General features: G+C 35.2%; 28 protein-coding genes and 1 pseudogene. 16 read left to right on the forward strand and 13 right to left on the reverse strand.

Annotated elements, in window-relative coordinates; genetic code table 11:
* Nucleotides 1-13: 13 nt before the first annotated feature.
* From P2086_RS06720 to P2086_RS06730, 3 genes are all read right to left on the reverse strand, one after another.
* Nucleotides 14-463 carry a hypothetical protein gene (locus tag P2086_RS06720; RefSeq protein ID WP_317899676.1) on the reverse strand — a complete coding sequence of 150 codons (450 nt, stop codon included), beginning with the start codon at nucleotides 461-463 and terminating at the stop codon, nucleotides 14-16.
* A gap of 33 nt (nucleotides 464-496) precedes the next feature.
* The gene (locus P2086_RS06725; protein ID WP_317899677.1) at nucleotides 497-841 is read right to left on the reverse strand and encodes a pentapeptide repeat-containing protein; all 345 of its coding nucleotides are present in this window, start codon (nucleotides 839-841) and stop codon (nucleotides 497-499) included.
* Between the two features lie 273 nt (nucleotides 842-1,114).
* Entirely contained in the window at nucleotides 1,115-1,732 is a 618-nt protein-coding gene (locus tag P2086_RS06730; RefSeq protein ID WP_317899678.1) for a YdeI/OmpD-associated family protein, read from the reverse strand.
* Between the two features lie 131 nt (nucleotides 1,733-1,863).
* Between P2086_RS06730 and P2086_RS06735 the strand changes: the two genes are divergently transcribed.
* Together P2086_RS06735 and P2086_RS06740 are read left to right on the forward strand one after the other, a co-directional pair.
* Entirely contained in the window at nucleotides 1,864-2,310 is a 447-nt protein-coding gene (locus P2086_RS06735; RefSeq protein ID WP_317899679.1) for a hypothetical protein, read from the forward strand.
* 64 nt (nucleotides 2,311-2,374) lie between these two features.
* Entirely contained in the window at nucleotides 2,375-2,821 is a 447-nt protein-coding gene (locus tag P2086_RS06740; RefSeq protein WP_317899680.1) for a hypothetical protein, read from the forward strand.
* Between the two features lie 13 nt (nucleotides 2,822-2,834).
* Here P2086_RS06740 and P2086_RS06745 read toward each other — a convergent pair whose 3' ends face one another.
* From P2086_RS06745 to P2086_RS06760, 4 genes are all read right to left on the reverse strand, one after another.
* Nucleotides 2,835-4,499 carry a B12-binding domain-containing radical SAM protein gene (locus P2086_RS06745; RefSeq protein WP_317899681.1) on the reverse strand — a complete coding sequence of 555 codons (1,665 nt, stop codon included), beginning with the start codon at nucleotides 4,497-4,499 and terminating at the stop codon, nucleotides 2,835-2,837.
* 68 nt (nucleotides 4,500-4,567) lie between these two features.
* Entirely contained in the window at nucleotides 4,568-4,798 is a 231-nt protein-coding gene (locus tag P2086_RS06750; RefSeq protein WP_317899682.1) for a hypothetical protein, read from the reverse strand.
* Nucleotide 4,799: 1 nt separating this feature from the next.
* A complete protein-coding gene (locus P2086_RS06755) occupies nucleotides 4,800-5,027 on the reverse strand; it encodes a hypothetical protein (RefSeq protein WP_317899683.1) in 228 nt (75 codons plus the stop codon).
* Between the two features lie 45 nt (nucleotides 5,028-5,072).
* Nucleotides 5,073-6,353, reverse strand: a complete 1,281-nt coding sequence (locus tag P2086_RS06760; protein WP_317899684.1) for a pyridoxal phosphate-dependent aminotransferase — start codon at nucleotides 6,351-6,353, stop codon at nucleotides 5,073-5,075.
* Nucleotides 6,354-6,598: 245 nt separating this feature from the next.
* Between P2086_RS06760 and P2086_RS06765 the strand changes: the two genes are divergently transcribed.
* The gene (locus P2086_RS06765; protein ID WP_317899685.1) at nucleotides 6,599-7,606 is read left to right on the forward strand and encodes a LacI family DNA-binding transcriptional regulator; all 1,008 of its coding nucleotides are present in this window, start codon (nucleotides 6,599-6,601) and stop codon (nucleotides 7,604-7,606) included.
* Here P2086_RS06765 and P2086_RS06770 read toward each other — a convergent pair.
* A complete protein-coding gene (locus tag P2086_RS06770) occupies nucleotides 7,584-8,195 on the reverse strand; it encodes a SprT-like domain-containing protein (protein ID WP_317899686.1) in 612 nt (203 codons plus the stop codon). The two genes, P2086_RS06765 and P2086_RS06770, sit on opposite strands and share 23 nt — an antisense overlap.
* Nucleotides 8,196-8,308: 113 nt before the next feature.
* On the opposite strand from P2086_RS06770, the gene nadE reads away from it, so the two are divergent.
* Genes nadE through P2086_RS06790 form a run of 4 tightly spaced genes read left to right on the forward strand, consistent with a single transcriptional unit; the run spans nucleotide 8,309 to nucleotide 10,377 of the window.
* Entirely contained in the window at nucleotides 8,309-9,088 is a 780-nt protein-coding gene (gene nadE / locus P2086_RS06775; protein WP_317899687.1) for an NAD(+) synthase, read from the forward strand.
* A complete protein-coding gene (locus tag P2086_RS06780) occupies nucleotides 9,085-9,543 on the forward strand; it encodes a hypothetical protein (RefSeq protein ID WP_317899688.1) in 459 nt (152 codons plus the stop codon). Before nadE ends, P2086_RS06780 begins: the two co-directional genes overlap by 4 nt.
* 7 nt (nucleotides 9,544-9,550) lie before the next feature.
* On the forward strand, nucleotides 9,551-9,856 hold the full coding sequence (locus tag P2086_RS06785) for a YbaB/EbfC family nucleoid-associated protein (RefSeq protein ID WP_317899689.1): 306 nt from the start codon (nucleotides 9,551-9,553) through the stop codon (nucleotides 9,854-9,856).
* Between the two features lie 8 nt (nucleotides 9,857-9,864).
* Nucleotides 9,865-10,377: a gamma carbonic anhydrase family protein gene (locus tag P2086_RS06790; protein WP_317899690.1), complete on the forward strand. Its 513-nt coding sequence runs from the start codon at nucleotides 9,865-9,867 to the stop codon at nucleotides 10,375-10,377.
* A 129-nt stretch (nucleotides 10,378-10,506) separates the two neighbouring features.
* Here P2086_RS06790 and P2086_RS06795 read toward each other — a convergent pair whose 3' ends face one another.
* The gene (locus P2086_RS06795; RefSeq protein ID WP_317899691.1) at nucleotides 10,507-10,728 is read right to left on the reverse strand and encodes a putative polyvalent protein kinase domain-containing protein; all 222 of its coding nucleotides are present in this window, start codon (nucleotides 10,726-10,728) and stop codon (nucleotides 10,507-10,509) included.
* Between the two features lie 104 nt (nucleotides 10,729-10,832).
* Between P2086_RS06795 and P2086_RS06800 the strand changes: the two genes are divergently transcribed.
* The 3 genes from P2086_RS06800 to P2086_RS06810 are packed head-to-tail and all read left to right on the forward strand — an operon-like array spanning nucleotide 10,833 to nucleotide 11,521.
* Complete coding sequence (locus P2086_RS06800; protein WP_317899692.1) at nucleotides 10,833-11,063, forward strand: hypothetical protein; 231 nt, start codon at nucleotides 10,833-10,835, stop codon at nucleotides 11,061-11,063.
* Nucleotides 11,064-11,081: 18 nt separating this feature from the next.
* Nucleotides 11,082-11,354: a hypothetical protein gene (locus P2086_RS06805; protein WP_317899693.1), complete on the forward strand. Its 273-nt coding sequence runs from the start codon at nucleotides 11,082-11,084 to the stop codon at nucleotides 11,352-11,354.
* On the forward strand, nucleotides 11,351-11,521 hold the full coding sequence (locus tag P2086_RS06810) for a hypothetical protein (RefSeq protein ID WP_317899694.1): 171 nt from the start codon (nucleotides 11,351-11,353) through the stop codon (nucleotides 11,519-11,521). Before P2086_RS06805 ends, P2086_RS06810 begins: the two co-directional genes overlap by 4 nt.
* 9 nt (nucleotides 11,522-11,530) lie before the next feature.
* Here the strand turns inward: P2086_RS06810 and P2086_RS19090 are convergent, their stop codons facing one another.
* Nucleotides 11,531-11,659 carry a putative polyvalent protein kinase domain-containing protein gene (locus P2086_RS19090; RefSeq protein WP_396127460.1) on the reverse strand — a complete coding sequence of 43 codons (129 nt, stop codon included), beginning with the start codon at nucleotides 11,657-11,659 and terminating at the stop codon, nucleotides 11,531-11,533.
* A gap of 133 nt (nucleotides 11,660-11,792) precedes the next feature.
* Here P2086_RS19090 and P2086_RS06815 point away from each other — a divergent pair.
* Nucleotides 11,793-12,853: pseudogene (locus P2086_RS06815) on the forward strand (IS3 family transposase); the annotation flags it as partial.
* 197 nt (nucleotides 12,854-13,050) lie between these two features.
* On the opposite strand, the gene P2086_RS06820 reads toward P2086_RS06815, so the two are convergent.
* The 3 genes from P2086_RS06820 to P2086_RS06830 form a co-directional block, all read right to left on the reverse strand.
* The gene (locus P2086_RS06820; protein ID WP_317899695.1) at nucleotides 13,051-13,827 is read right to left on the reverse strand and encodes an enoyl-CoA hydratase-related protein; all 777 of its coding nucleotides are present in this window, start codon (nucleotides 13,825-13,827) and stop codon (nucleotides 13,051-13,053) included.
* A gap of 66 nt (nucleotides 13,828-13,893) precedes the next feature.
* Nucleotides 13,894-14,346: a DUF1569 domain-containing protein gene (locus tag P2086_RS06825; RefSeq protein ID WP_317899696.1), complete on the reverse strand. Its 453-nt coding sequence runs from the start codon at nucleotides 14,344-14,346 to the stop codon at nucleotides 13,894-13,896.
* A 134-nt stretch (nucleotides 14,347-14,480) separates the two neighbouring features.
* On the reverse strand, nucleotides 14,481-15,434 hold the full coding sequence (locus P2086_RS06830; protein ID WP_317899697.1) for an arginase: 954 nt from the start codon (nucleotides 15,432-15,434) through the stop codon (nucleotides 14,481-14,483).
* Nucleotides 15,435-15,595: 161 nt separating this feature from the next.
* On the opposite strand from P2086_RS06830, the gene P2086_RS06835 reads away from it, so the two are divergent.
* The 5 genes from P2086_RS06835 (at nucleotide 15,596) to P2086_RS06855 (ending at nucleotide 21,504) form a co-directional block, all read left to right on the forward strand.
* Nucleotides 15,596-16,993 (forward strand): type III PLP-dependent enzyme domain-containing protein, encoded by a 1,398-nt coding sequence (locus tag P2086_RS06835; protein WP_317899698.1) that lies wholly within the window; start codon nucleotides 15,596-15,598, stop codon nucleotides 16,991-16,993.
* A 190-nt stretch (nucleotides 16,994-17,183) separates the two neighbouring features.
* Nucleotides 17,184-18,206: a rod shape-determining protein gene (locus P2086_RS06840; RefSeq protein WP_317899699.1), complete on the forward strand. Its 1,023-nt coding sequence runs from the start codon at nucleotides 17,184-17,186 to the stop codon at nucleotides 18,204-18,206.
* Between the two features lie 91 nt (nucleotides 18,207-18,297).
* Nucleotides 18,298-19,137 carry a rod shape-determining protein MreC gene (gene mreC / locus P2086_RS06845; protein ID WP_317899700.1) on the forward strand — a complete coding sequence of 280 codons (840 nt, stop codon included), beginning with the start codon at nucleotides 18,298-18,300 and terminating at the stop codon, nucleotides 19,135-19,137.
* Between the two features lie 40 nt (nucleotides 19,138-19,177).
* Complete coding sequence (locus tag P2086_RS06850) at nucleotides 19,178-19,645, forward strand: rod shape-determining protein MreD (protein ID WP_317899701.1); 468 nt, start codon at nucleotides 19,178-19,180, stop codon at nucleotides 19,643-19,645.
* Nucleotides 19,642-21,504 (forward strand): penicillin-binding transpeptidase domain-containing protein, encoded by a 1,863-nt coding sequence (locus P2086_RS06855; protein ID WP_317899702.1) that lies wholly within the window; start codon nucleotides 19,642-19,644, stop codon nucleotides 21,502-21,504. Before P2086_RS06850 ends, P2086_RS06855 begins: the two co-directional genes overlap by 4 nt.
* Nucleotide 21,505: the final 1 nt, after the last annotated feature.

Consider the following 21,505-nt stretch of genomic DNA (forward strand, 5'->3'; position numbering starts at 1 on the left):
AAAAATTAGAGCTTTATTTTTTAGGAAGATTGCTAAACTGCCCTGTAAGTGAGCCTCCGTTTCCATCTAAAGAACAGTTAAAAGTTCCTGCAAGTGTAGTTCCCGAATTTTCTGTTATGGTTACAGAGCCTGATTTGCCGTTAAAGTTTGCAGAGCCATTATTGTACTCTAAAGTAATGCCATTTGCTGGAGAAATCGCGTGCGAGCCCTTGTTTAGATCTTCTAAAATAATATCAATTGCTGTAGCACCTGTTTTTATAGCTATAATCTCGTTGTAAGCAGAAATACAGTAACCGTCGCTTGCATCAATTGTGGATCCTCCATTTATTGACCAGGTAAATTTAACTTGTGAGGCAACAGGCGGTTCTTCTTCAGGTTCGTTCGTTTCTTTTGCACAAGCAATAATTAGTGACATCATAACAATAGTTAATGCCGTAAATAAAAAGAAGCGATTGTTTTTCATAAAGCTAATTTAGTAAAAAGGAGGTTGGAAAGTTTAAGAATTTTCGACAATAATTTCATAACGCTGAAGTAATGACGGCAAGCTGCTAAGCATAAATTTCGCTCTTCTAATTTTATTTAATTCGGGGTCTATAATAAAATTATGACAGCTTCTTAAATCAACACCGCTTAAATTTGTATTTGAAAACAAGGCCTCATAGAAATCACAATTATCAAGCTTGCTTTTTGAAAGATCTGCCTGCGTAAAGTTTCCATTATGAATTTTGCAGGCTTTAAAAGTACTGCTATTCATTTTCTTTTTGTCGAAAGAGGCATAATCTAAATTGCAATTTTCAAAATGGACTTCAAATCCAAAATCTTTAGCGTTTGCAAAATTCAATCCAAGTAATTTACAATCTATAAACCAACAGTTTTGGAAAATAGATTGGTTAGTCTTTAAGTTACTGAGGTTTGTATTTTTAAAAACACAGTCCCTAAAAATCAAATGTGATAGATCATGAAATGTACAAGTTTTAAATTCGCAGTTTTCGAATTCCCTTCTATCATTATGCTCGCTGGAAAAGTCTGTGTTAGAAAAAAACTCCTCTATCTTTTTGATTTTATTTTTATTCATTATTATTGGCTCTGGATGTTTGAACTAAAAACAGTATTCTTATTTTTTTACGTATTTCCAATTGCGTATTTTTCCTTCACTCATCCATTCTATGGCGGTTGCGAGTCTTGTATTTCGGGTTTCTTCCGTTTTGGCTTCTGTAACCCAAAGCACGTATTCTTTTTTATTGGTCGGGCTAAAAGCTTCAAATGTTTTTAATGCTTTTTTGTTTTTGCCAAGGGTCTTTGTAAAATAATCAGGAATAATAAGTTCTTTCGTTTTTGCTTGTTTTGTTTTAGGGGATAATTTAATGCCTTGCTCATTAAGCTTCATGGCGTTTTTTATGTACTTGATCAATACAGAGTCTTTTGGAAGGTCTTTTAAAGAAGTGATTCTACCTAAATGCCCCATAGCCTTTTCGGTTTTAGCCATCCCAATAAGCGTTTTTGAATCTTTCATCAGAGCGGCTTTCCAGAAACCAATAGCACAGTGCTGTTTAAATGAAGCAATGCCGCACAAGGGACCATTTTGGTAATCAAAGTGTGGAAAACCCCATTTAACAGTTTCTTCAACTAAGGGACAGGCCTTGTGGACGAGCATGCGGAAATGAATGAGAATGGGTTTTGCAAAATTGGCAGACTTTGTTATGTATGCATCTATTCTCGCGTCTTTTTTCATGTTATAAAATTAATTTTCAAATATAAAAGTAAGGTTACTAAAATCCTTCCGAATAACGATTCAGTTTGTTAATTTTTCATTTTTGGTACAATAATTGCTTTACTTAGCACAAATTAATTTAAAATCTTCTTATGAAACACACTGCAATTTTAACAAGGTTTTTTATTTTAAGCACCGTGTTTTTTTGTTTGATTTTAACATCGTGTAAAAAAGAAGAAATTCCCGGACCAAAGGGTGCGCCTGGTGATCCGGGTGGGGGTGGAAACGCTACTATAAGTAATAGTGCAATTTTTACGATTGCTACAACTCATTGGAAGGCTAATGCTGATTCTTCAGCTTGGGTGTATAGTATCTCTTCGTCACTGGTTACACAGGATATTGTGGATAAGGGTGTTGTAAAGGCTTATGTATTGAGAGATGAGTCTTGGTGGGAGTTACCCTTTACTCAAGGAGATTTATTCACACAATTTGGTTTTGTGGTGGGTAAAGTAAATTTGGAATTTGTTGATATTCATGGTGGATTACCTTTGAGACCTGTTACATCACAATACCGCATAGTTGTTCTTTCAGGGAGTTAAGAACTCAAGCGAGTTCAAATAGGAATGCAAATAAAAAAATACAACCTAAAAATAAATTAAGGCTATGTACACTATAAGATCAGCACGAACAATTATTCCAATTTCCATTTTGGTGCTTTTATTTATGTTTACTGCCTGTAAAAAATATGTAGCGGGGCCACAGGGAGATCCAGGTACGCCCGGGAAGGCAGGTAATTTAACACAAATAAATATTAATCCTATAAAGGTTAGTACTTTTTCCTGGACATTTAAGAGTAATACCTTTTCCTGGGAAACAACAATCTACGTGGGTGAAATTTCGAAAGACGTTATTGAAAAGGGAGAAGTTAAAGTATACCTTGACCTCAATGATCAATGGAATGCTTTGCCTTATGGTAAGAATTATATTTTTACTCAGTACAGTATTTCCGAGAACTTAATTAAATTAAATACTTCGCATATTCATGGCGGCGAGCCTTCTAGACCACTCGATGCAAATTACAGAATTGTTATTTTTTCACCAGCACAATAACACCTGGTTCTAATTAAATAGAAACCAATAGTGCTGTTTGGTTTACGATTTGCGCTTTGTTTGTTCCATTATAAGAGGCTATAAAATGGTGTTTGCCTTCTTGAATAATTCCGGTGTCAACAAAGTGATTGAAATCAAAATTTATTTCAATGATTGTAAATCTTAATTTATGATGATTGAGTTTTAAATGTTCAATCAATTTATTCCTTTCTGGTCTTGCAATTTCTTCCAAAAACAAAACTTGTGGCTTTACCTTGAAATGCAGATAATAGTCAATCGCAATCAGCTGTTTTAAAACAATGTCGCTGGGATATTCTTTTTCCGCATAAGCAGTAACAATTTCAAAAACATCATTTAAAGAGTATTTGTGGTAATCACGAATGGTTCCAAAATATTTTCCGAGCCCTAATAAAAAATCAAAAATACTGTAGCGGTTTGCAACATACCTCAATGTGTGTGTGGCTTTTTTACTATTCCAATAAATTTCCAAAGCGTTTTCGAGTTTTACAATATCTGCTAATTGTTCCTTACTTAAATATTTGCTTTGAATAATTTGGTAAGGCGGTTCAGGATCGTAAACAAACTCATGTTGTTCTTTATTCCGCATCGTGGTACCTTTGAGAAATTTAAGAAATCCCAATTGCATTTCAGGCGCAAATAATTTAAAGGTTTCTTCAATACTGTATTTAATATCCTCCCAATAATCCAAAGGCAAACCTACAATCAAATCAAGGTGCATCTCCACCTTATAATCCAGCTGTTTAATAATACTCTTTGTTTTTTCAAAACTTTGTTTGCGACTAACTTCTAAATTAGCTTTTTGATTTACGGTTTGAATACCAATTTCGAAACGAAATAAATCTTTTGGAACATTGTCGTGAATAAATTGAATAATATCCGGATGAAGAATGTCTGCCGTTATTTCAAATTGAAAAACATTTTCTGGTCGATGGTGTTCTAAAATAAATTTAAATATATCAAGCGTAAAATCACGTTTAATATTAAAGGTTCGGTCTAAAAACTTAATCACCTTTCCATGTTGCATCATGTAAAGGAGCGTTGCCTTAATACTCGCGTCTGGTAAATAACGTACTTTGTTATCGAGACTCGCTAAACAAAATTCGCATTTATACGGACAGCCTCTTGATGTTTCAATGTATAATACCTTATTTAAAAGTTCTTCAGGTTTATCGAACCGATAAGGCATGCTCTCAGAATAATTTTTTAAATCAAACATGGGAGCCGTTGGATTTGCAATTATTTGTTCCTTATTTTTTCTTACCAGATTTGGAACTTGGTCGACATTAGGGAAGTTTTTTAGAAATTCAGCAAAACCCGTTTCGCCTTCTCCAACAATTATATAATCAATAAAATCTTTTGCGATTACTTTTTCGTATTCATAACTCACTTCAGGTCCACCTAACAAAATTTTAATGTTTGGATTTATGGCTTTGATTTTTTTGCAGACTTCAAGAGTTTGGCTAATGTTCCAGATGTAACAGCTAAAAGCAACTACATTAAACACACTGCACTGTTCAGCTACATCATCTTTTGGTTCTTTAATAGTAAATTCTTTCCACTCAAGTCCGTCGTGATTTTGGTTTAATTCGTACAACAAACGAATGGCTAAATTCGTGTGAATGTATTTGGCATTTAAAGTGGTAAGTAATACGCGCATGGGGCGTAAAGATACGTTTTTAGAATCGTTTTATTGAACAAAAATCGCAATCGGGAGCGATGCATCAGCTAAGGTGTAGGAGGCTTTTCTTTTATCAACCCTTTTCCTTTTCTAAACACCCACCTGCCTAAAACGGTTAATAACAAAGGGAATATAATACTGCCTAATGTATACCCAATGCTTTCGGCTGTTGAATCTAAAGAGGTAAAAACATCAAAGGCACGAACTAAGGCAACAATTGAAATAAGAATTAAAATGATGCCAATAATTAATAAGAGATATCCGCTTAATTTTTTCATCTTACTTTTTTGATGAAAAATTTGCGCCAACTTTATCACTGATAAAAGAGCCAAGCCCTTGACCCTTGGCAGCATGAAGTTTCATTTGCTCTACCAATTGTTTCCCCGGTCTTTTATAATCAAACGTATAAATACCCGATTCACCATCAAATTTAATTTTGATATAGGTTTTGCCAATTTCATAGGCAACAACTCCTGAAGTACCTGAAAGATTTTTGTAAGTTTTCATTTAGTGCAAAGTAACCAAATACTAGTTGAAACCTGATTTTTATTTTTATTGTTTCGAAAGTTCTTGTAAAACCTTCAGTCTCGACAATGCATTTCTAAGATTAGTAATAATAGGCTCAACGTCTTCAAGTTTACAAGTCCCTACAGAAAGTCGATACCAGTTTGAAGTATCAGCAGACCCGAAGGCATAAAATGGCACAATGGCAAGTTTGGCTTCATCTAATAAATATTTGGTAACGTCTTTGGTTGTTTCAAGCGTTTTTCCGTCATTGGTTTTTTGTCCATGCAAAGCAAATTGCACTGTCAAGTATATAGCGGCTTGCGGACTAATTGCATCCACCTGAAAGCCTTCTTTTTTTAATTGCATTAGGCCTTGGTAAAGCCCATCTAATCGCGCATTAATTTTTTTCTTTTGTGCATTAATAAATGTATCGTACTTATCCAATTCTGATATATATCTAGCACAGGCCAGCTGCTCGGCTTTTGGCGCCCAGGCTCCCACGTGTGTAAGAATGGATTTCATTTTATCAATAATAAATTTTGGACCCATACTCCATCCCACACGCACTCCTGTAGCAGACAAAGATTTTGAAACGCCGTCCACAAAAACGGTATAGTTTTTCATTTCTGGTCTAAGTGAAACTGGGTCATAATGTTTGATGTTATCTTGTGTAAGGGCCCAATAAATTTGATCATACATCAGGTAAACCGGTTTTTGTGAAGCAGGCCTTTTTTTATTTTCTTCTAAAACAAGATCGCAAATTTCTTCAAGTCCCTTTTTTGTAAATACCGTCCCTGTTGGGTTTTGCGGAGAACACAATGCGATAAACGATATTTTTTCAATATGCGGTTTAATGTCGGCTGCTGTTGGCATAAAATTTTGCTCAGGACTTACTTCAATCACAATAGATTTTGCTCCATTTAAGTAGGTGTAATGATTGTTATTCCACGATGGAGTCGCAAATAACACTGTGTCTTCTGGATCCACTAGAGCCTTGAATATGCAATAAATAACTGGTCTTGCACCACCGGCAATTAAGATCTCATCTGTTTTGTAATCAAGCCCTGCGCGTTCTTTTAAAAGTTTGCTAACGGCTTGCCTTAACTCCAGCATGCCGTCTGCGGCCGGGTAGTTGGTTTGATCATTGGTGTATTCTTCAAGAATATATTGTTTTAATTCTGAAGGAATCGGAAATTCTTTCGGATTAAAATCTCCAATAGTGAGATTAAAGATTTTCTCACCTTGTTTAATTTTTTCATTTACCTCAGCAGCGAGTTTAATAATTTCGGAGCCAATAATATTCTCAGCAATTTTAGAAACTTTCATGTGATAAATGTAATGAAAGCTGTAAATCATATCGCCTAAAGCCCAAATTAATTTAAAAAAATCAAAATCAGTGTTTTATACACCATTTTAAGGGCTTTATTTACCAAAATTGTGTTTTTGGCATGTTCTCAAAGAATAATATCTAAATCCTTTTAATAAGATAAAGAAATCAATATCTTAGCTAAAATTTTGCGCCAGTTAGTACTGCAAAACCAAAGTAATTGCCCCAAAAAGTAAACACATTTATGAGAAGACTTCAGTTAGAGGATTTGTCGAAAAAATTAGGTTATTCAAAGACCCTTATTTCAATGGTTTTAAATGGAAAAGGGAATCAATATGGAATTAGTAAAAAAACGCAAGCAACGGTTTTGGACGCAATTGCGAAGTTAAACTATACTCCTAACAAGTTTGCTAAATCGTTGCGAACCGGTAAAAGTTATTTTATTGGGTTAATTGTTACAGATATCTCCAATCCATTTTATTCTACTATTGCAAAAAATATTGAAAGTGTTTTATTTGAAAGTGAATATAATTTAATGGTTTGTAGCACCGATGAAAGTGAGGAAAGGGAAAAGCTTTTAGTTGAGATGATGATAAATCAACAAGGCGTTGACGGATTAATTGTTGCATCTACATTTAAAAATTCTGCTTTTTACGACCAAGCGCGTTTCTCGAAAATGCCAATCGTTTTTATTGATAGGGTTGTTCCCCTTTTTAACGCCAATTATGTTGTTATTGATAATTACGGCGGATCTGTAGAAATAATAAATCACCTGGTAAAAAAAGGGTGTAAAAAAATAGCATGTTTTGCCATTACGCCTTTGTATTTGAGTACCATTGAAGATCGGATTAACGGTTATAACGCTTCGCTTACAAAAAATAGTTTGAAAAAGGATGAGAAGTTAGTTAAGTCAATTACCTTCGATCACATTAATGACGATGTTGAGCGAAGTTTAATGGAATTGTTGGAAACAGACCAAGATATTGATGCAATCTACGCTCTAAATAACCACATCGCCGTTTCTATATTAAAAGCGCTTAGGAAAAAGGAGTTTTCAAAATTTTCGAATGTTGAGATTGCCTGTTTCGATGATATCGAACTTTTTAATATAACAGACAAAAAAGTAGTTTCAGTTTCTCAGCCTATTGAAGATATTGGAAAAAACTCTTCTGCACTTCTTTTGGATATAATATCAGGTAAACAAACCAATAAATCGAATATTGTTTTGGCTACCCAGCTGATTGTGCGTTAGACGCCTCAAAAAATTCGACTTCGGCTAAAGGATTAAAAAGATAAACGGCTCCAGTGCTTATTTCTTTGCACTTAAATCTTTTTCTAATTTTTTCTCCTTTTTGAAATATTCTTGAGCCATTAAATAAAAACAAAGCATCTTTAGGAAGATATTCTAAAAACACAGTATCCGAACTTTCATCATGCAGTTTTAAAGTCCTTAATAAGTGAAGATCTGAACAACTTGATGCGGCTGGGTTTTGCATGTATTTTCTTAAGGCAGCAAAAACTTCCAAAGGAAAAATATCAAGCGTTAAAAAAGGTTGAATTAATGTTTGAAAATTTTGTTTCCACTCTTTCCCATGGGGATTGACAGAGTTTTTAAATTGGTTGTATGTTACTAAGTGAGCAATTTCATGTACAAGCGTAATTAAAAAAGCATACTTGTTTAAATTGTGATTGATGGTGATGGTGTGATTGAGGCCGCCGTGAGGTGACGTGTAATCACCAAGTCGTGTACTGCGCTCTTTTTTTATTTTAAGTTTAAAATCGTATTTAATGATCCATTCGGCAATTTGTTCCACACTCTGTTCTGGCAAATATTTTTTCAATATTTCCGAGTTTTTTTGGTACTGAATCGAGCGTAAATCCACAATCAAATTTAAGTATCTTTACCAAATATTTACCCAAGCAAAAGCTTAACTTTACCAACATCATCGCGTTAATGGATTCTAAAAAAACAATTGAACATATTGTAAACTGGCTTAAAAACTATTCTGAACAATCAAAAACAGAAGGGTTCGTTATCGGTATTTCTGGTGGAATAGACAGCGCGGTTACTTCCACTTTATGCGCCATGACAGGTAAAAAAGTCATTGCTTTAAATATGCCCATCAGACAATTTAAAACCGAATTCGAAAGAAGTAACGAACATATTGAATGGCTTACCAGTAATTTTAAAAATGTTGAGTCTGATAAGGTTGATCTTAGTAAGGTACTTGAAAGTTTTGAAGAGACTTTAAAACCAGATATTCAAGATTTTTTAGTGATGGCAAATACCAGAGCCCGTATACGCATGACCACCCTGTATGCTTTTGCTACGCGTTATCGTTTATTGGTGGCAGGAACAGGAAATAAAATTGAAGATTTCGGTATTGGATTTTTCACTAAGTATGGAGATGGCGGGGTTGATCTTAGTCCTATTGCAGACCTTACAAAAAGTCAGGTTTACGCTCTTGCAAAAGAACTCAAGGTTGTTTCAAGTATACAAGATGCGCGACCTACAGATGGACTCTTTGCCGATGGAAGAACCGATGAAGATCAAATTGGTGCTACTTATCCTGAATTAGAGTGGGCGATGGAGTATTGCGAGAATAATGAAAACTATGCTTTAGACGCAAGACAAAAACATGTAATGGAAATATATACTTCTCGTAATCGAGCTAATAAACATAAAATAGAACCAATTCCGGTTTGCTTAATTCCTAAATCTCATCTATCATGAAAAAAACTATTCTTGTTTTTGCAGCACTTCTTTTTTTAATTGGGTGCAAAAAGAAAAAAGATCCGGAACCGACGCCAGTTCCGGTCGTAAATCAAATTAGCGTAAAAATTAACGGAACTGATTTTAGTTGTAGCAGTTGCGGAAACAGTTATTCGAGCGGTGGTTTGGGTGGTATTAATTTTTTTGAAGGAACAAGCAATAGGGTTATTTTTAGTTTTTCTGGTTTTTTGGCTCCAGGCACATACTCTCTTGTTCCCTTTGCTAACCCTTCGTTTACGTACGAAAAAGACGGAAGGTATTTTAGAGGCAGAGGCACTTTAAAACTCACAGAAACGGATACATCTGCGAATGGCGCTGTTAATAAATTTATCGGCACTTTTAGTTGCATGACCGATACCAGCAATGGAGCCTTTTATAATTTTACAGAGGGAGCTTTAAATATAAATTTTAAATAAGAAAAAGATGTTCGGAAAAATTGGAGACATGATGGGCAAACTTCAAGAAATGAAGCAAAGAGCTGAGGAGATCAAAAGTAAATTAGATGAGGTTGTCATTTCCACAGAAGGTGCTGGTGGCGATATTAAGATTGAAATTACTGGAAACAGAGAAATTAAAAACATTAAGATTTCAGACACCTTGCAACATGGTGATAAATTGGAACTTCAAAAACAACTATTAGTCACTATAAATAAGGCAATTACGGAAGCAAGTAAAGTGAATGAATCAGAAATGAAAAAGGCTGCAACAGGATTGTTGCCTGGTATGTAAAAAATAATATGGGCTTAATTTTACCAGTAAAAGGAATCTCCCCAAAATTAGGGGAAAATTGTTTTGTGGCTCCGAATGCTACCATTGTTGGAGATGTTGTAATGGGCAACGATTGCAGCGTTTGGTTTAATGCCGTAGTGCGAGGTGATGTAAATAGTATTCGAATTGGAAATAAAGTAAACATTCAAGATGGTGCGGTGATTCATTGCACTTACCAAAAAACAAAAGTAGATCTTGGAAATAATGTTTCTATCGGACACAATGCCATTGTCCACGGTTGCAAAGTGCACGACAATGTGTTGATTGGCATGGGCGCCATCGTTATGGATAATTGCGAAATAGGCAGCAATACTATAATTGCGGCAGGTGCTGTTGTAACCGAAGGCACAAAAGTTCCGAGTGGCTGTATTTTTGCTGGTGTACCTGCAAAAAAAGTAAAAGATATTTCAGAAGAATTAATTCACGGCGAAATAGATCGTATTGCGAATAATTATTTGATGTATAGCGGCTGGTTTAAATAATTTACTCTGTTCGGCAGAGCGTCCTGCGACGTCTTCTCCTCAAGGGGATGCCCCTTTGAAAGATTCAGACGGAGTTAGCGTGGATCTAATCCTTCTCATAAAATGAGGGCGTCAGAAAAAACACCGTATCTATAAACTGCAAAGACCCTCATCTGTTAAAACATTTTCGTCGTGCAGATCCTCAAAAATTAATCCCAGACCAGGGTGGTAATAGTCATTTTCCTTTTTGTTTATAAAACCATTTGTAGACAAAAACTCCTTCACATTATTAAGATTAGTTTGTTCGGTAGATTTCACAAATGCCTGTTTAACCGCGGCAAATAGTTTACCTTCCGCTTGGTGAAAACCCAATAATTCGTACCATAAATGCTGGACGAACTAGTTGGGCGCAATGCTTAGTGGACTGAAGACAATTGTCAATTTGAAATCTCTCATCTTTTTAGTATCTTCATTTCGTGAAAAGTACAACATATCTTATAGACATTGAAATCGACAAATTAACAAATTCAATCGAAAATGTTATTACTTCGGACAGTTTTCCTACGGACGTACTTCCATTAACAAAAAACGACCTCAAGACAATTACAAAAAAAAATGGTTGGAATTTTGACTGGAAATCCGAATTCTTAAAACCAGACCGCGACGTTTATAAGTTGACAATTACTAATAACACAGAGGTTGTTTAGGGTCTAGTTAGTTTAGCAGTGACACCCGACAATGTTTATATGCATTTAGTTGAAAATGCGCCATTCAACATGGGTAAAAATAAAGTTTATAGTGGCGTTGCCGGTAATTTAGTAGCATTCGCATGTAAACTATCTTTTCAACATGGTACAGATGGATATGTATCATTTCGAGCAAAAACAATTCTCATTGACCACTATGTAAAAAAACTTGGTGCAATTCATTACGGTGGACACCTTTTAGTTCTTGACACAAAAGCTGCATTAAACCTCTTAAATAAGTACAAGTTATGAAAAAGAAAGAAATTTTAGATGACTTAGAAATATTCATTGACCCAAAGCCTCTGACAAAAGACGAAGAACTAGGACTAAGTTTATTCATCAGACAACTTAAAGAAAGAAAAGCAAAGCGCCCAACACCAAGCAAGCAAAATTTGCTGCGCAAGTCGGCTCAAATATAGAGCTGGCCATTAGCCGTAAAGTTCACGTGCTTCGAAAACGTTATGAATTAAAAGACTATTGAAATAATCTTCCCAGAATTCGTAAAAAATGCCATCGTTAAGTTTTAAAACAAAATTAGGATCTGAAAACCCCGTCATCGTATTATTTGGACATCAAAGCGTGACACAAGGAGCTTTAATTATTAAGCAACCTGGCAATGCTAATGTAAGCTCCCCCAAAATTAGGACTATTTGTTAGTAGAAAAAAAACTAATAAATTAACCTAAGCAAAATGAAGAAAAAACGATTCACCCCCGAACAAATTGCTGCTATCCTCAAAGAGTTTGATACCGGCAAACCATTAGAAGAAATTGTAAGAACACATGGCGTTAGCAAAGCTGCGTTTTATAAATGGCGACAGCGTTATGGAGGCATGAGCTCTGATGAGTTAAGAAAGATGAAATCCCTGGAAGAAGAAAACAGGCGCTTAAAGCATATGTATGCTGAACTTGCGCTCGATTTAAAGTTGGCAAAGGAGATCATTGAAAAAAAGCTCTAAAGCCTTGCGTTAAAAAACAAATAGCAACTGAAATATGCAGCAGTGGTAATTACCGCATCAGCAGGGCGTGCAGGATCCTTAACTTGGGAAAATCAAGCATCTATTATAAAACCAAGAAAGACGATAAAAAAGTTATGGATGAATTACGCTTAAAGGCCGATGAACATCCACGAGAGGGTTTTTGGAAGGCATACGGACGAATTAGATTAGAAGGAAATATTTGGAATCATAAACGTGTACATAGAATTTATAAAGCGATGAAATTAAACCTAAGAAGAAAAGGCAAGAGACGTTTGCCTGCTAGAACTAAAGAAACACTTGTAGTTCCTGCATACATCAATCACACCTGGTCTATTGATTTTATGCATGATGCCCTTATAAATGGAAGAAAGTTTAAAACCTTTAATGTGATAGATGATTACAATCGTGAAGTTTTACATATTGAAATTGATCATTCATTAAAAAGCAATGCTGTTGTTTGGGTATTAAACAGACTTATTAACCAAAGAACAAAGCCTTGCACAATAAGAATGGATAATGGTCCGGAGTTTATTGCCGGATTAACTAAAGAGTGGAGTGAGATGCATCACATCGATTTTCATTATATACAACCAGGCAAACCAACTCAGAATGCATATATTGAACGCTTTAACGGAACATACCGACGACATGTACTAGATGCATATTTGTTTGAAGATCTTAATGAAGTTAGAGAGGTGACAGATATTTTTATTCATGACTACAACAACAAACGACCTCATGATAGCCTAGGAGGATTATCCCCAATTCTATTCAAACTAAAGAATGTTGATTTATTGAAAACTCGAAAAGAGTTTCCAACAAGTCAACATTCTCATACATATAATAATGAACTTTTAATTAAAAATTCTACTTTTGAGTAGTCCAATTTTGGGGAGCTTACACTAACCTGTATAATATTTTTACTTTATATGGAAAAACTGTAGGCTTACATCTTCTCTCTTAATATTTCCTACTCTCCCTTAAATTCAGGTTTTCGTTTTTCTAAAAAAGCACTTACGCCTTCTTTGTAATCGTAACTGTTAGCCGATTTTACCTGTAAATCTTTTTCGAGATTTAATTGCTGAGATAAAGTGTTGTTGTATGTTTCATTCAACAAGCGTTTGGTTAAGCCAATTGCTTGCGTGGGCATTGAAGCAACATGTTGTGCATTTACTGTTGCTTGAGCAAGCAAAGCGTTATCATCAAAAATTTTATACACCATGCCGTATTGCATTGCTTCTTCTGCTGTTGCTTTATCGCCAGTTATCATTAAAGCGCTCGCCATATTAAATCCGATAAGTCTTGGTAAAGTATAGGTGCCACCACTGTCGGGTATTAATCCAATTTTACTAAAAGCCTGAATAAAACTTGCCGACTTTGCTGCAAATACAATGTCACAGGCTAAAGCAATATTTGCGCCAGCTCCAGCTGCCACACCATTTACAGCAGCAATGATTGGTTTTTCAATGTTACGAATTCTTAAAATGATAGGATTGTAATGTTCGTCAACGATTTTTTCAATGCCAGGTCCGTTAGGATCTGTTGCTTCTGCTAAATCTTGTCCCGCGCAAAAAGCTTTTCCTTCACCAGTAATTACAATGGCACGGATGTTTTTGTCTTTTTCTGCTTTATCAAGTTCAGAAATAAGTTGTAAAGCCATTTCACGGTTAAAGCTGTTAAACTTATCAGGACGATTTAATTTTAAAACAAGAACATTTGTTTTTATTTCAGATAAAATGAAAGACATAAGAATTTACGATTTATAAATTTACAATTGACGATTGATGCAGTACTATATTTTGTTTAGAATTTATTAAACTCCGAATTGCCTCAAGTGATGATCGAGGTGTTTTACCTGCAGGAGATCCCAATCACCAATAGTCATTTCTCCAAAAAAAGGATGCGCGTTTTTAGTTAATCCTGCAGGGCCTTTCTGTTGAAAGGCTTCAATAGTTTCTACGAGTTTGGTTCTTTCCTGTTCAAAAATGCGTTGATCCACTATTTTAGCCTCGCTAAAGGTTGGCAAGTTTCTTTTGAATTCGGGATCATTCACCAATTGTTTTTTTGCAGTTTTTCCAAATAAGAGTTTTACGATTGGATTTATTTTTGGCACTAACTCCCCAGTTGCAGTTTTAATAGGCATCTGACAATGCGCCAACATTTGGGCTACATTCATTTTACCCCACTGAGGTTGTGTTTGCGGAGTTAATTGGTGAATGCGATCAATATAATTTTGTGCAGTTTCTTTTTTAAAAATACTTTCCATGATGTTGGCTTTACCTTAAGTATTAAATATAAATTTAATATTAAAGTAATAAAAGTGCTTTTAGATAAAAGTTAGAATAAATTAGACAAAAAAACCAAAATATAACCTCTGTCAGGGGTGCAGCGGTTTAAACACTAAAAATCGTTGCTGAGCTGATTGGTAGCTTTTTGCAAAATTTCAAAAGCATTTTCGGCCATTAAATTCTCGCGATCGAGTGTTGGATTAATTTCCACCATCTCAAAACAAACAATCTTTTTACTTCTCATGATATAATAAATCAAATTTCCAGCTTCTTTTTCAGTGATACCATTTGGTACGGGAGTCCCAGTTCCACTAGAAATACGTGAATCCATACTATCCACATCAAAACTTACATATATAATATCGCAATGATCCAGATGATTTAGTGATTCAATGGCAACGCGTTCTACCGCTTTTTTACGAATTTCTTGTAAGTTAAAAACACGTACTTTATTTTTTTTAATAAGGTAATCTTCTGGAGCTTCGAAGTCTCTTAGAGCAATAAATACAAGATCATTATAGGTGATCTTCGGCATAATACCACCTAAATGTTTCAACTTTTCCCAGTATTCGATTGTTTCATCGTCTGGTTTATTTTGTTGTCTGTCTTTATTATCTTCACCGAGTACACAGCAGAGTGGCATTCCGTGCATGTTACCACTTGGAGTCGTGTAAGGACTGTGCATATCAGCATGAGCATCAATCCATATTACACCAAGCTTCTTGTCAGGATAGGCCATTTTGATGCCGCTTATGGTACCTAAAGCCGAACTATGATCGCCGGCTAACACAATAGGAACCTCATCGGCCTTAAGTGTTTTTTGAATTTCTTTAGCTATTCTTTCATTTAGAGTGAAAATTCCACGAATTCTTTTTGCGTAATCATGCACCACAGGCTCAAGTAGGAGCTTGTTTTCGGTTGGAATTTCAACGGACTTAAAACGTTTAAAAAATGGACTTCCAAAATCAAGTGCGGCAATTTTAATAGCATCAACACCCATGCTGGCACCTCTTGTTCCAGCCCCGATTTCACTTTTAACTTCAATAATCTTAATAGGTTTTATCATATAGTTCTATTTATTTCAAACTTAAGTGGATTAAAGGCCAAATTATTGGACCAATTGAACCCTAATCTTTACAATTTCTTAATTATTAGCCTTATTTTTATGCAATCTAAATGAGTTACTTTGCTCTAAAAGTGTTAAACCAAATAACTTAGATTTAAACAATGGATAATTTGTATTCAACTTTAATCAACCAAACTTTCAATTTCCCGCAAGAAGGGTTTGAAGTAAAGGATGATGAACTCTATTTTAATGACATTCCTTTAATGGATATTATTAAACAGTACGGCACTCCGCTCCGAATTAGTTATTTGCCCAAAATAGGTTCACAAATACAAAAAGCCAAACGTTTATTCAACGTTGCCATGGCGAAAGTGGATTATAAAGGCAAATATGTTTATTGTTATTGCACTAAAAGCTCCCACTTTAGTTTTGTATTAGATGAAGTACTTAAAAATGATGTACATATTGAGACTTCATCGGCGTTTGACTTACAAATTATCAAAGAACAATTTCAAAAAAAGGCATTAGACAAAGATACGTATATTATTTGTAACGGGTATAAGAGGCAGACCTATAAACAGAACATTTGCGAGCTTATTAATGATGGCTTTAATGTTATACCAGTGTTAGATCACTTGGATGAAATTGATTATTATAAAAAGCATAGTAAGGCTGAGAAGGTTAATTTCGGCATAAGAATAAGCACAGAAGAAGAACCTTCTTTTACATTTTACACCTCGCGTTTAGGCATTCGCAACAGTGAGATCATGAATCTTTACAATGAAAAGATTAAACCTAATCCCAGATTTGATTTAAAACTATTGCACTTTTTTATTAATACAGGAATAAAAGACACAATTTATTATTGGACAGAATTAAACAAGTGTCTCAATATTTACAAAGAGCTACGTGAAGTCTGCCCGGGCTTAGATTCTCTGAATATTGGAGGAGGTATGCCAATTAAGAATTCGCTTGGTTTTGAATACGATTACGAATACATGATTGAAGAAATTGTGGCACAAATAAAATCGTTTTGTGAGCAAAATGAAATCCCTGAACCCAATATATTTACGGAGTTTGGCTCTTTTACAGTAGGCGAGAGCGGCGCAACCCTTTATTCAATAGTAGATCAAAAAAAGCAAAATGACCGTGAGACCTGGTATTTTATTGATAGCAGTTTTATTACTACGCTACCAGATACGTGGGGAATTAATCAACGCTTTATTTTACTGGCGATTAATAATTGGGATAAACCTTATGGACCTGTGAATTTGGGCGGTATGACCTGTGACAGCATGGATTATTATAATACCGAAGCCCATACCAATCAGGTGTTTTTACCTATTATTGATAAAAATCAAAAACAACCACAGTACATTGGTTTTTTCCATACAGGCGCTTATCAAGAGGCTTTAAGCGGTTATGGTGGAACACAGCATTGTTTAATTCCCGCTCCAAAACACGTTTTAATTGACCGAGATGAGGACGGAAAAATTTCAACACGATTGTTTGCAAAAGAACAAAGTTACAAGAGCATGCTTAAGATACTAGGCTATTAATGTAAGATGGAAATGGAAAATGGAAAAGGGAAGATGGAAAATGGGTTACCCTACATCTTCCATTTCACCTTTTACATCTTACATTTTGTGCGTGTTAGTTATTTCTTTAAATCTTTCAGCATATATCCAATAAAGGTTTACGATTAGATTGCATTTTTTTTAACTTTACCAGCTTTATACCACTTATTTTATGGCATTATTCGACTTTTTAACACAAGACATCGCAATTGACTTAGGAACTGCAAACACAATTATCATCAATAACGATAAGGTTGTTGTAGATGAGCCGAGTATAGTAGCGATGGATAGAACCAGTGGTAGAATAATCGCAGTAGGGCGTCAGGCTCAAATGATGCATGGAAAAACCCATGAGAATATTAAAACTATTCGTCCTTTGAAGGATGGAGTAATTGCAGATTTTCAGGCAGCTGAAGAAATGATTAAAGGAATGATCAAGATGATTAATCCCGGAAATCGTTTTTTTAAACCGTCTTTACGAATGGTAATTTGTATTCCTAGTGGTATTACGGAGGTTGAGAAACGTGCGGTTAGAGATAGTGCAGAACATGCCGGAGCAAAAGAGGTGTATATGATTCACGAACCTATGGCCGCGGCAATTGGTATGGGTATTGATGTGGAAGAACCCATGGGAAATATGATTATTGATATTGGTGGTGGTACTTCAGAAATTGCCGTTATTGCCTTAGGAGGGATTGTTTGTGATAAATCTACAAGAATTGCGGGTGATGATTTTAACGCCAACATTGAAGAGTATATGCGCCGTCAACATAACATCTTAATTGGTGAACGTAGCGCCGAGCGTGTGAAAATCGAAGTTGGAGCGGCTATGACGGAAATTGAAAATCCGCCAGCAGATTACGCAGTGCAGGGGCGCGATTTAATGAGTGGTATTCCAAAAGAAGTATACATTAGTTACGTAGAAATTGCGCATTGTTTGGATAAATCCATTTCAAAAATAGAAGAGGCAATTTTAAATGCCTTAGAGATGACACCCCCTGAATTAGCTGCAGATATTTACCGTAAAGGAATTTACATGGCGGGTGGTGGTTCACTGTTAAGAGGTTTAGATAAGCGTATTTCACTTAAAACGAAATTACCGGTACATGTGTGCGAAGATCCTTTACGTGCAGTAGCAAGAGGTACAGGAATCGCACTTAAAAATGTTCATAAATTTCCTTTCCTTATTAAGTAAACCAAACCGTTAGAGTGTAGCTTTAGCTAAAGCTTTCGTTTGTATTTAAACCAGCAGGCGTGCGGCGAGCCTCATAAATTTTAAAACACGCATGAAAAACTTATTTGCCTTTATTTTAAAGCATAATTTCATTTTTGTTTTTCTTTTCCTTCAGGTTATTTGCGGGTGGTTATTAGTTCAAAGCAGTGGATTTCAGGGCGCTCACGTATTAAATTCCTCAAACAAAGTTGTTGCTAATATTTATGAAACAACGGCAAATACAAAAGAGTATTTTTCGTTAAAGCAGGAAAATGAAAAATTGGCACGTGAAAATTCAGTTCTTCGAAATTTTTTAAAAGCAAATTATGCAGTTTTACCAATGAAAGAGTTTGTAAATAATGACACTCTCTACAAACAACAATATTCCTACATAAACGCTAAGGTTGTTAACTCTTCAGTAAACAAGCGCCGTAATTATTTAACCTTAAATGTTGGCTCAGAACAAGGTATAACGCAAGATATGGCCGTGATGGCTTCTGATGGAATTGTAGGCATTGTTACCAACGCTTCACAAAATTTCTCAAGCGCTATGAGTCTTCTACATAAAGATATGCGGGTGAATTGTCAGTTAAAGAAAGATGGTAGCTATGGCCCGCTCATATGGGATGGTTTGGATTATAGATATTGTTTGTTAACCGATATTCCAACACACTCTAAAATAACAAAAGGTGATACAGTTATAACAAGTGAACTTTCTGGTATTTTTCCTGAGGGCATTATGGTAGGAACGATTGAAAGTTACGAGCGCCGTCGCAACGAATCTTATTATACTGCAAAAGTAAAATTAAGCGCCGACCTTAAAAAAGTGAATCATGTATACGTGATTAAAAATAAATTTAAAAACGAACGCGATTCCATTGAAAAAATAGCACAGAAACAAATTGACGACTGAGATAGTAAAAAATATTTTAAGGTTTTTTCTGCTTGTAATATTGCAAGTACTCGTAATTCAGAATATAAACTTAACGGGTTATGTTATTCTGTTGCCATATATTTTAGCAGTTTTAATTTTACCATTTGAGACAAATAAACTCATTGTGCTTTTTGTCTCATTTTTTTTAGGAGTATGCGTAGATTATTTTTATGACTCTTCTGGTCTGCACGCTGCGGCCTGCACAATAATGGGGTTTTCACGGTTTTATGTTTTAAAGTACATTGCTCCACGCGATGGATACGATATGGGTGTTAGACCTACAATAGAAGATATGGGACTCGAATGGTTTTTAAGATATGCCGGAACACTTGTTTTTATTCATCATTTCTTTCTTTTTTATTTAGAAATTTTTCGATTTTCTGAATTTTTCTCGACTTTTTTTAGAGTTGTACTGAGCAGTATTGGAACTTTAATTTTAATTTACCTGATACAGTTTTTGTTCTTCAGTAATAAACGGCGTGCATGAGTTCTAATGTTCAACTAGGCGAAAGAAAGATAATCATAGGAGGTTTTTTTACTCTTATTGTTATTATTTACATCTGCCGTTTATTTTATATTCAAATAATTGATGATCAGTATAAATTCGCTGCAGAAAACAATGCCTTAAGAAATCTTACAGAGTATCCAGTTCGTGGCTACATATTTGACAGAAAAGGAAAACTTTTGGTTTATAATTCACCTTCTTATGATCTAATGGTAATACCTCGCGAAACGAAAGGTTGCGACACTATAGCTGTTTGTGAAGTGTTAGGTATTACAAAAAGGGAGTATTTAAAAAGGATGAAAAAGGCAAGTCAAGCGCCTAATTCTCCTCGTAAACAAAGCGTGTTTGAAAAACAAATGTCACCCGAAACTTATGCCACTTTGCAGGAAAAGTTATATCGGTTTAAAGGTTTTTTTGTACAGAAAAGAACTGTCAGGAAATATCCTAGGCCTATTGCCGCACATCTTTTAGGATATGTGGGTGAAATAAGCAAAGCTGGTGCTGAGAAAAATGAATATTATAAAGAGGGTGATTATATTGGTATTACCGGTATTGAAAAAAGTTATGAGGAGCCACTACGAGGTAGAAAAGGTGTTAGAAAAGTTGTAACAGACGTTCATAATAAAATAATTGGACGTTATGCGGATGGTAAATATGACACATCTGCTATTTCCGGAAAACCCCTGTACTGTTCAATTGATATGGACTTACAGGAATATGGTGAAAAATTGATGCATGGAAAAAAGGGAGCCATTGTTGCCATTGAACCTTCAACTGGTGAAATTTTATGTTTGGTTTCCGCTCCATCTTATGATCCAAATCTTTTGGTTGGAGGTCGCGATCGTTCAAGAAATTTCACAAAGCTGTATTACGATAGCTTGAATATGCCTTTATTTAACAGAGCCTTAACAGCCATGTACCCGCCAGGTTCAATTTTTAAATTAATAGACGCTTTAATTGCTCAAAACGACAAACTTATTACACGTTCAACACGCTTTCCTTGTACCGGTGGTTATCCGCCAATGGGCAATAAACCTAAATGTCATAGTCACGCAGGGGTAGATCTTGTTGGCTCTGTAGCACAATCCTGCAACTCTTATTATAGTTATGTTTTTAGAGAAATTGTTGATCAACGGGCGTATCCTACGTTTATTGAAGGTTATACCCATTGGAGAAACATGGTAATTACTTTTGGTCCGGGCACCAGATTAGGAACCGATTTGCCATTTGATAAACCCGGCAATGTGCCTTCGGTTAATTATTACAACAAAGTATTTGGTAAAAATGGCTGGAGAAGTAATACCATAGTTTCTTTAGGCATTGGTCAGGCTGAACTCACACTAGTACCTTTACAAATGGCTAATGTGGTTGCTACTATTGCCAACAGGGGTTTTTATTACACACCTCATTGTGTTAAAGGTATTGGTAATGAAAAATTAATTAACGATAGATTTAAATTAAAACACTTTGTTGGAGTGCAAGACAGTATTGCTTATTTAAATGTTATTGATGGAATGCAAATGTGTTTGGATGGCGGCACTGGATATCATTCACGTGTAAAAGATTTGATAATTTGTGGAAAAACCGGAACAGCTCAAAATCCTCATGGAAAAGATCACGCTGTATTTTTGGCTTTTTCCCCTCGCGAAAAACCTGAAATAGCAATTGCTTGTATTGTTGAGAATGCTGGATTTGGTGGAACCTGGAGCGCTCCCATCGTTACTTTAATGATTGAAAAATATTTAAAAGGAAAAACTTCAAGGCCAGAAATTGAAAAAAGAATGATGGAGGCTAATTTAATTGATACCAAAATCACCACAAAAGAAAAAAACTTTAATTAGA

The sequence above is a fragment of the Aurantibacillus circumpalustris genome, assembly GCF_029625215.1.
GTDB lineage: Bacteria > Bacteroidota > Bacteroidia > B-17B0 > Aurantibacillaceae > Aurantibacillus > Aurantibacillus circumpalustris.

What these genes read in the sequence shown, in the direction of transcription:
- P2086_RS06720 (WP_317899676.1), bottom strand. Translation starts at nt 463, where the DNA reads ATGAAAAACAATCGCTTCTTTTTATTTACGGCATTAACTATTGTTATG.
- P2086_RS06730 (WP_317899678.1), bottom strand. Translation starts at nt 1,732, where the DNA reads ATGAAAAAAGACGCGAGAATAGATGCATACATAACAAAGTCTGCCAAT.
- P2086_RS06735 (WP_317899679.1), top strand. Translation starts at nt 1,864, where the DNA reads ATGAAACACACTGCAATTTTAACAAGGTTTTTTATTTTAAGCACCGTG.
- P2086_RS06740 (WP_317899680.1), top strand. Translation starts at nt 2,375, where the DNA reads ATGTACACTATAAGATCAGCACGAACAATTATTCCAATTTCCATTTTG.
- P2086_RS06745 (WP_317899681.1), bottom strand. Translation starts at nt 4,499, where the DNA reads ATGCGCGTATTACTTACCACTTTAAATGCCAAATACATTCACACGAAT.
- P2086_RS06750 (WP_317899682.1), bottom strand. Translation starts at nt 4,798, where the DNA reads ATGAAAAAATTAAGCGGATATCTCTTATTAATTATTGGCATCATTTTA.
- P2086_RS06755 (WP_317899683.1), bottom strand. Translation starts at nt 5,027, where the DNA reads ATGAAAACTTACAAAAATCTTTCAGGTACTTCAGGAGTTGTTGCCTAT.
- P2086_RS06760 (WP_317899684.1), bottom strand. Translation starts at nt 6,353, where the DNA reads ATGAAAGTTTCTAAAATTGCTGAGAATATTATTGGCTCCGAAATTATT.
- P2086_RS06765 (WP_317899685.1), top strand. Translation starts at nt 6,599, where the DNA reads ATGAGAAGACTTCAGTTAGAGGATTTGTCGAAAAAATTAGGTTATTCA.
- nadE (WP_317899687.1), top strand. Translation starts at nt 8,309, where the DNA reads ATGGATTCTAAAAAAACAATTGAACATATTGTAAACTGGCTTAAAAAC.
- P2086_RS06780 (WP_317899688.1), top strand. Translation starts at nt 9,085, where the DNA reads ATGAAAAAAACTATTCTTGTTTTTGCAGCACTTCTTTTTTTAATTGGG.
- P2086_RS06785 (WP_317899689.1), top strand. Translation starts at nt 9,551, where the DNA reads ATGTTCGGAAAAATTGGAGACATGATGGGCAAACTTCAAGAAATGAAG.
- P2086_RS06790 (WP_317899690.1), top strand. Translation starts at nt 9,865, where the DNA reads ATGGGCTTAATTTTACCAGTAAAAGGAATCTCCCCAAAATTAGGGGAA.
- P2086_RS06810 (WP_317899694.1), top strand. Translation starts at nt 11,351, where the DNA reads ATGAAAAAGAAAGAAATTTTAGATGACTTAGAAATATTCATTGACCCA.
- P2086_RS19090 (WP_396127460.1), bottom strand. Translation starts at nt 11,659, where the DNA reads ATGACGGGGTTTTCAGATCCTAATTTTGTTTTAAAACTTAACGATGGC.
- P2086_RS06820 (WP_317899695.1), bottom strand. Translation starts at nt 13,827, where the DNA reads ATGTCTTTCATTTTATCTGAAATAAAAACAAATGTTCTTGTTTTAAAA.
- P2086_RS06825 (WP_317899696.1), bottom strand. Translation starts at nt 14,346, where the DNA reads ATGGAAAGTATTTTTAAAAAAGAAACTGCACAAAATTATATTGATCGC.
- P2086_RS06830 (WP_317899697.1), bottom strand. Translation starts at nt 15,434, where the DNA reads ATGATAAAACCTATTAAGATTATTGAAGTTAAAAGTGAAATCGGGGCT.
- P2086_RS06835 (WP_317899698.1), top strand. Translation starts at nt 15,596, where the DNA reads ATGGATAATTTGTATTCAACTTTAATCAACCAAACTTTCAATTTCCCG.
- P2086_RS06840 (WP_317899699.1), top strand. Translation starts at nt 17,184, where the DNA reads ATGGCATTATTCGACTTTTTAACACAAGACATCGCAATTGACTTAGGA.
- mreC (WP_317899700.1), top strand. Translation starts at nt 18,298, where the DNA reads ATGAAAAACTTATTTGCCTTTATTTTAAAGCATAATTTCATTTTTGTT.
- P2086_RS06855 (WP_317899702.1), top strand. Translation starts at nt 19,642, where the DNA reads ATGAGTTCTAATGTTCAACTAGGCGAAAGAAAGATAATCATAGGAGGT.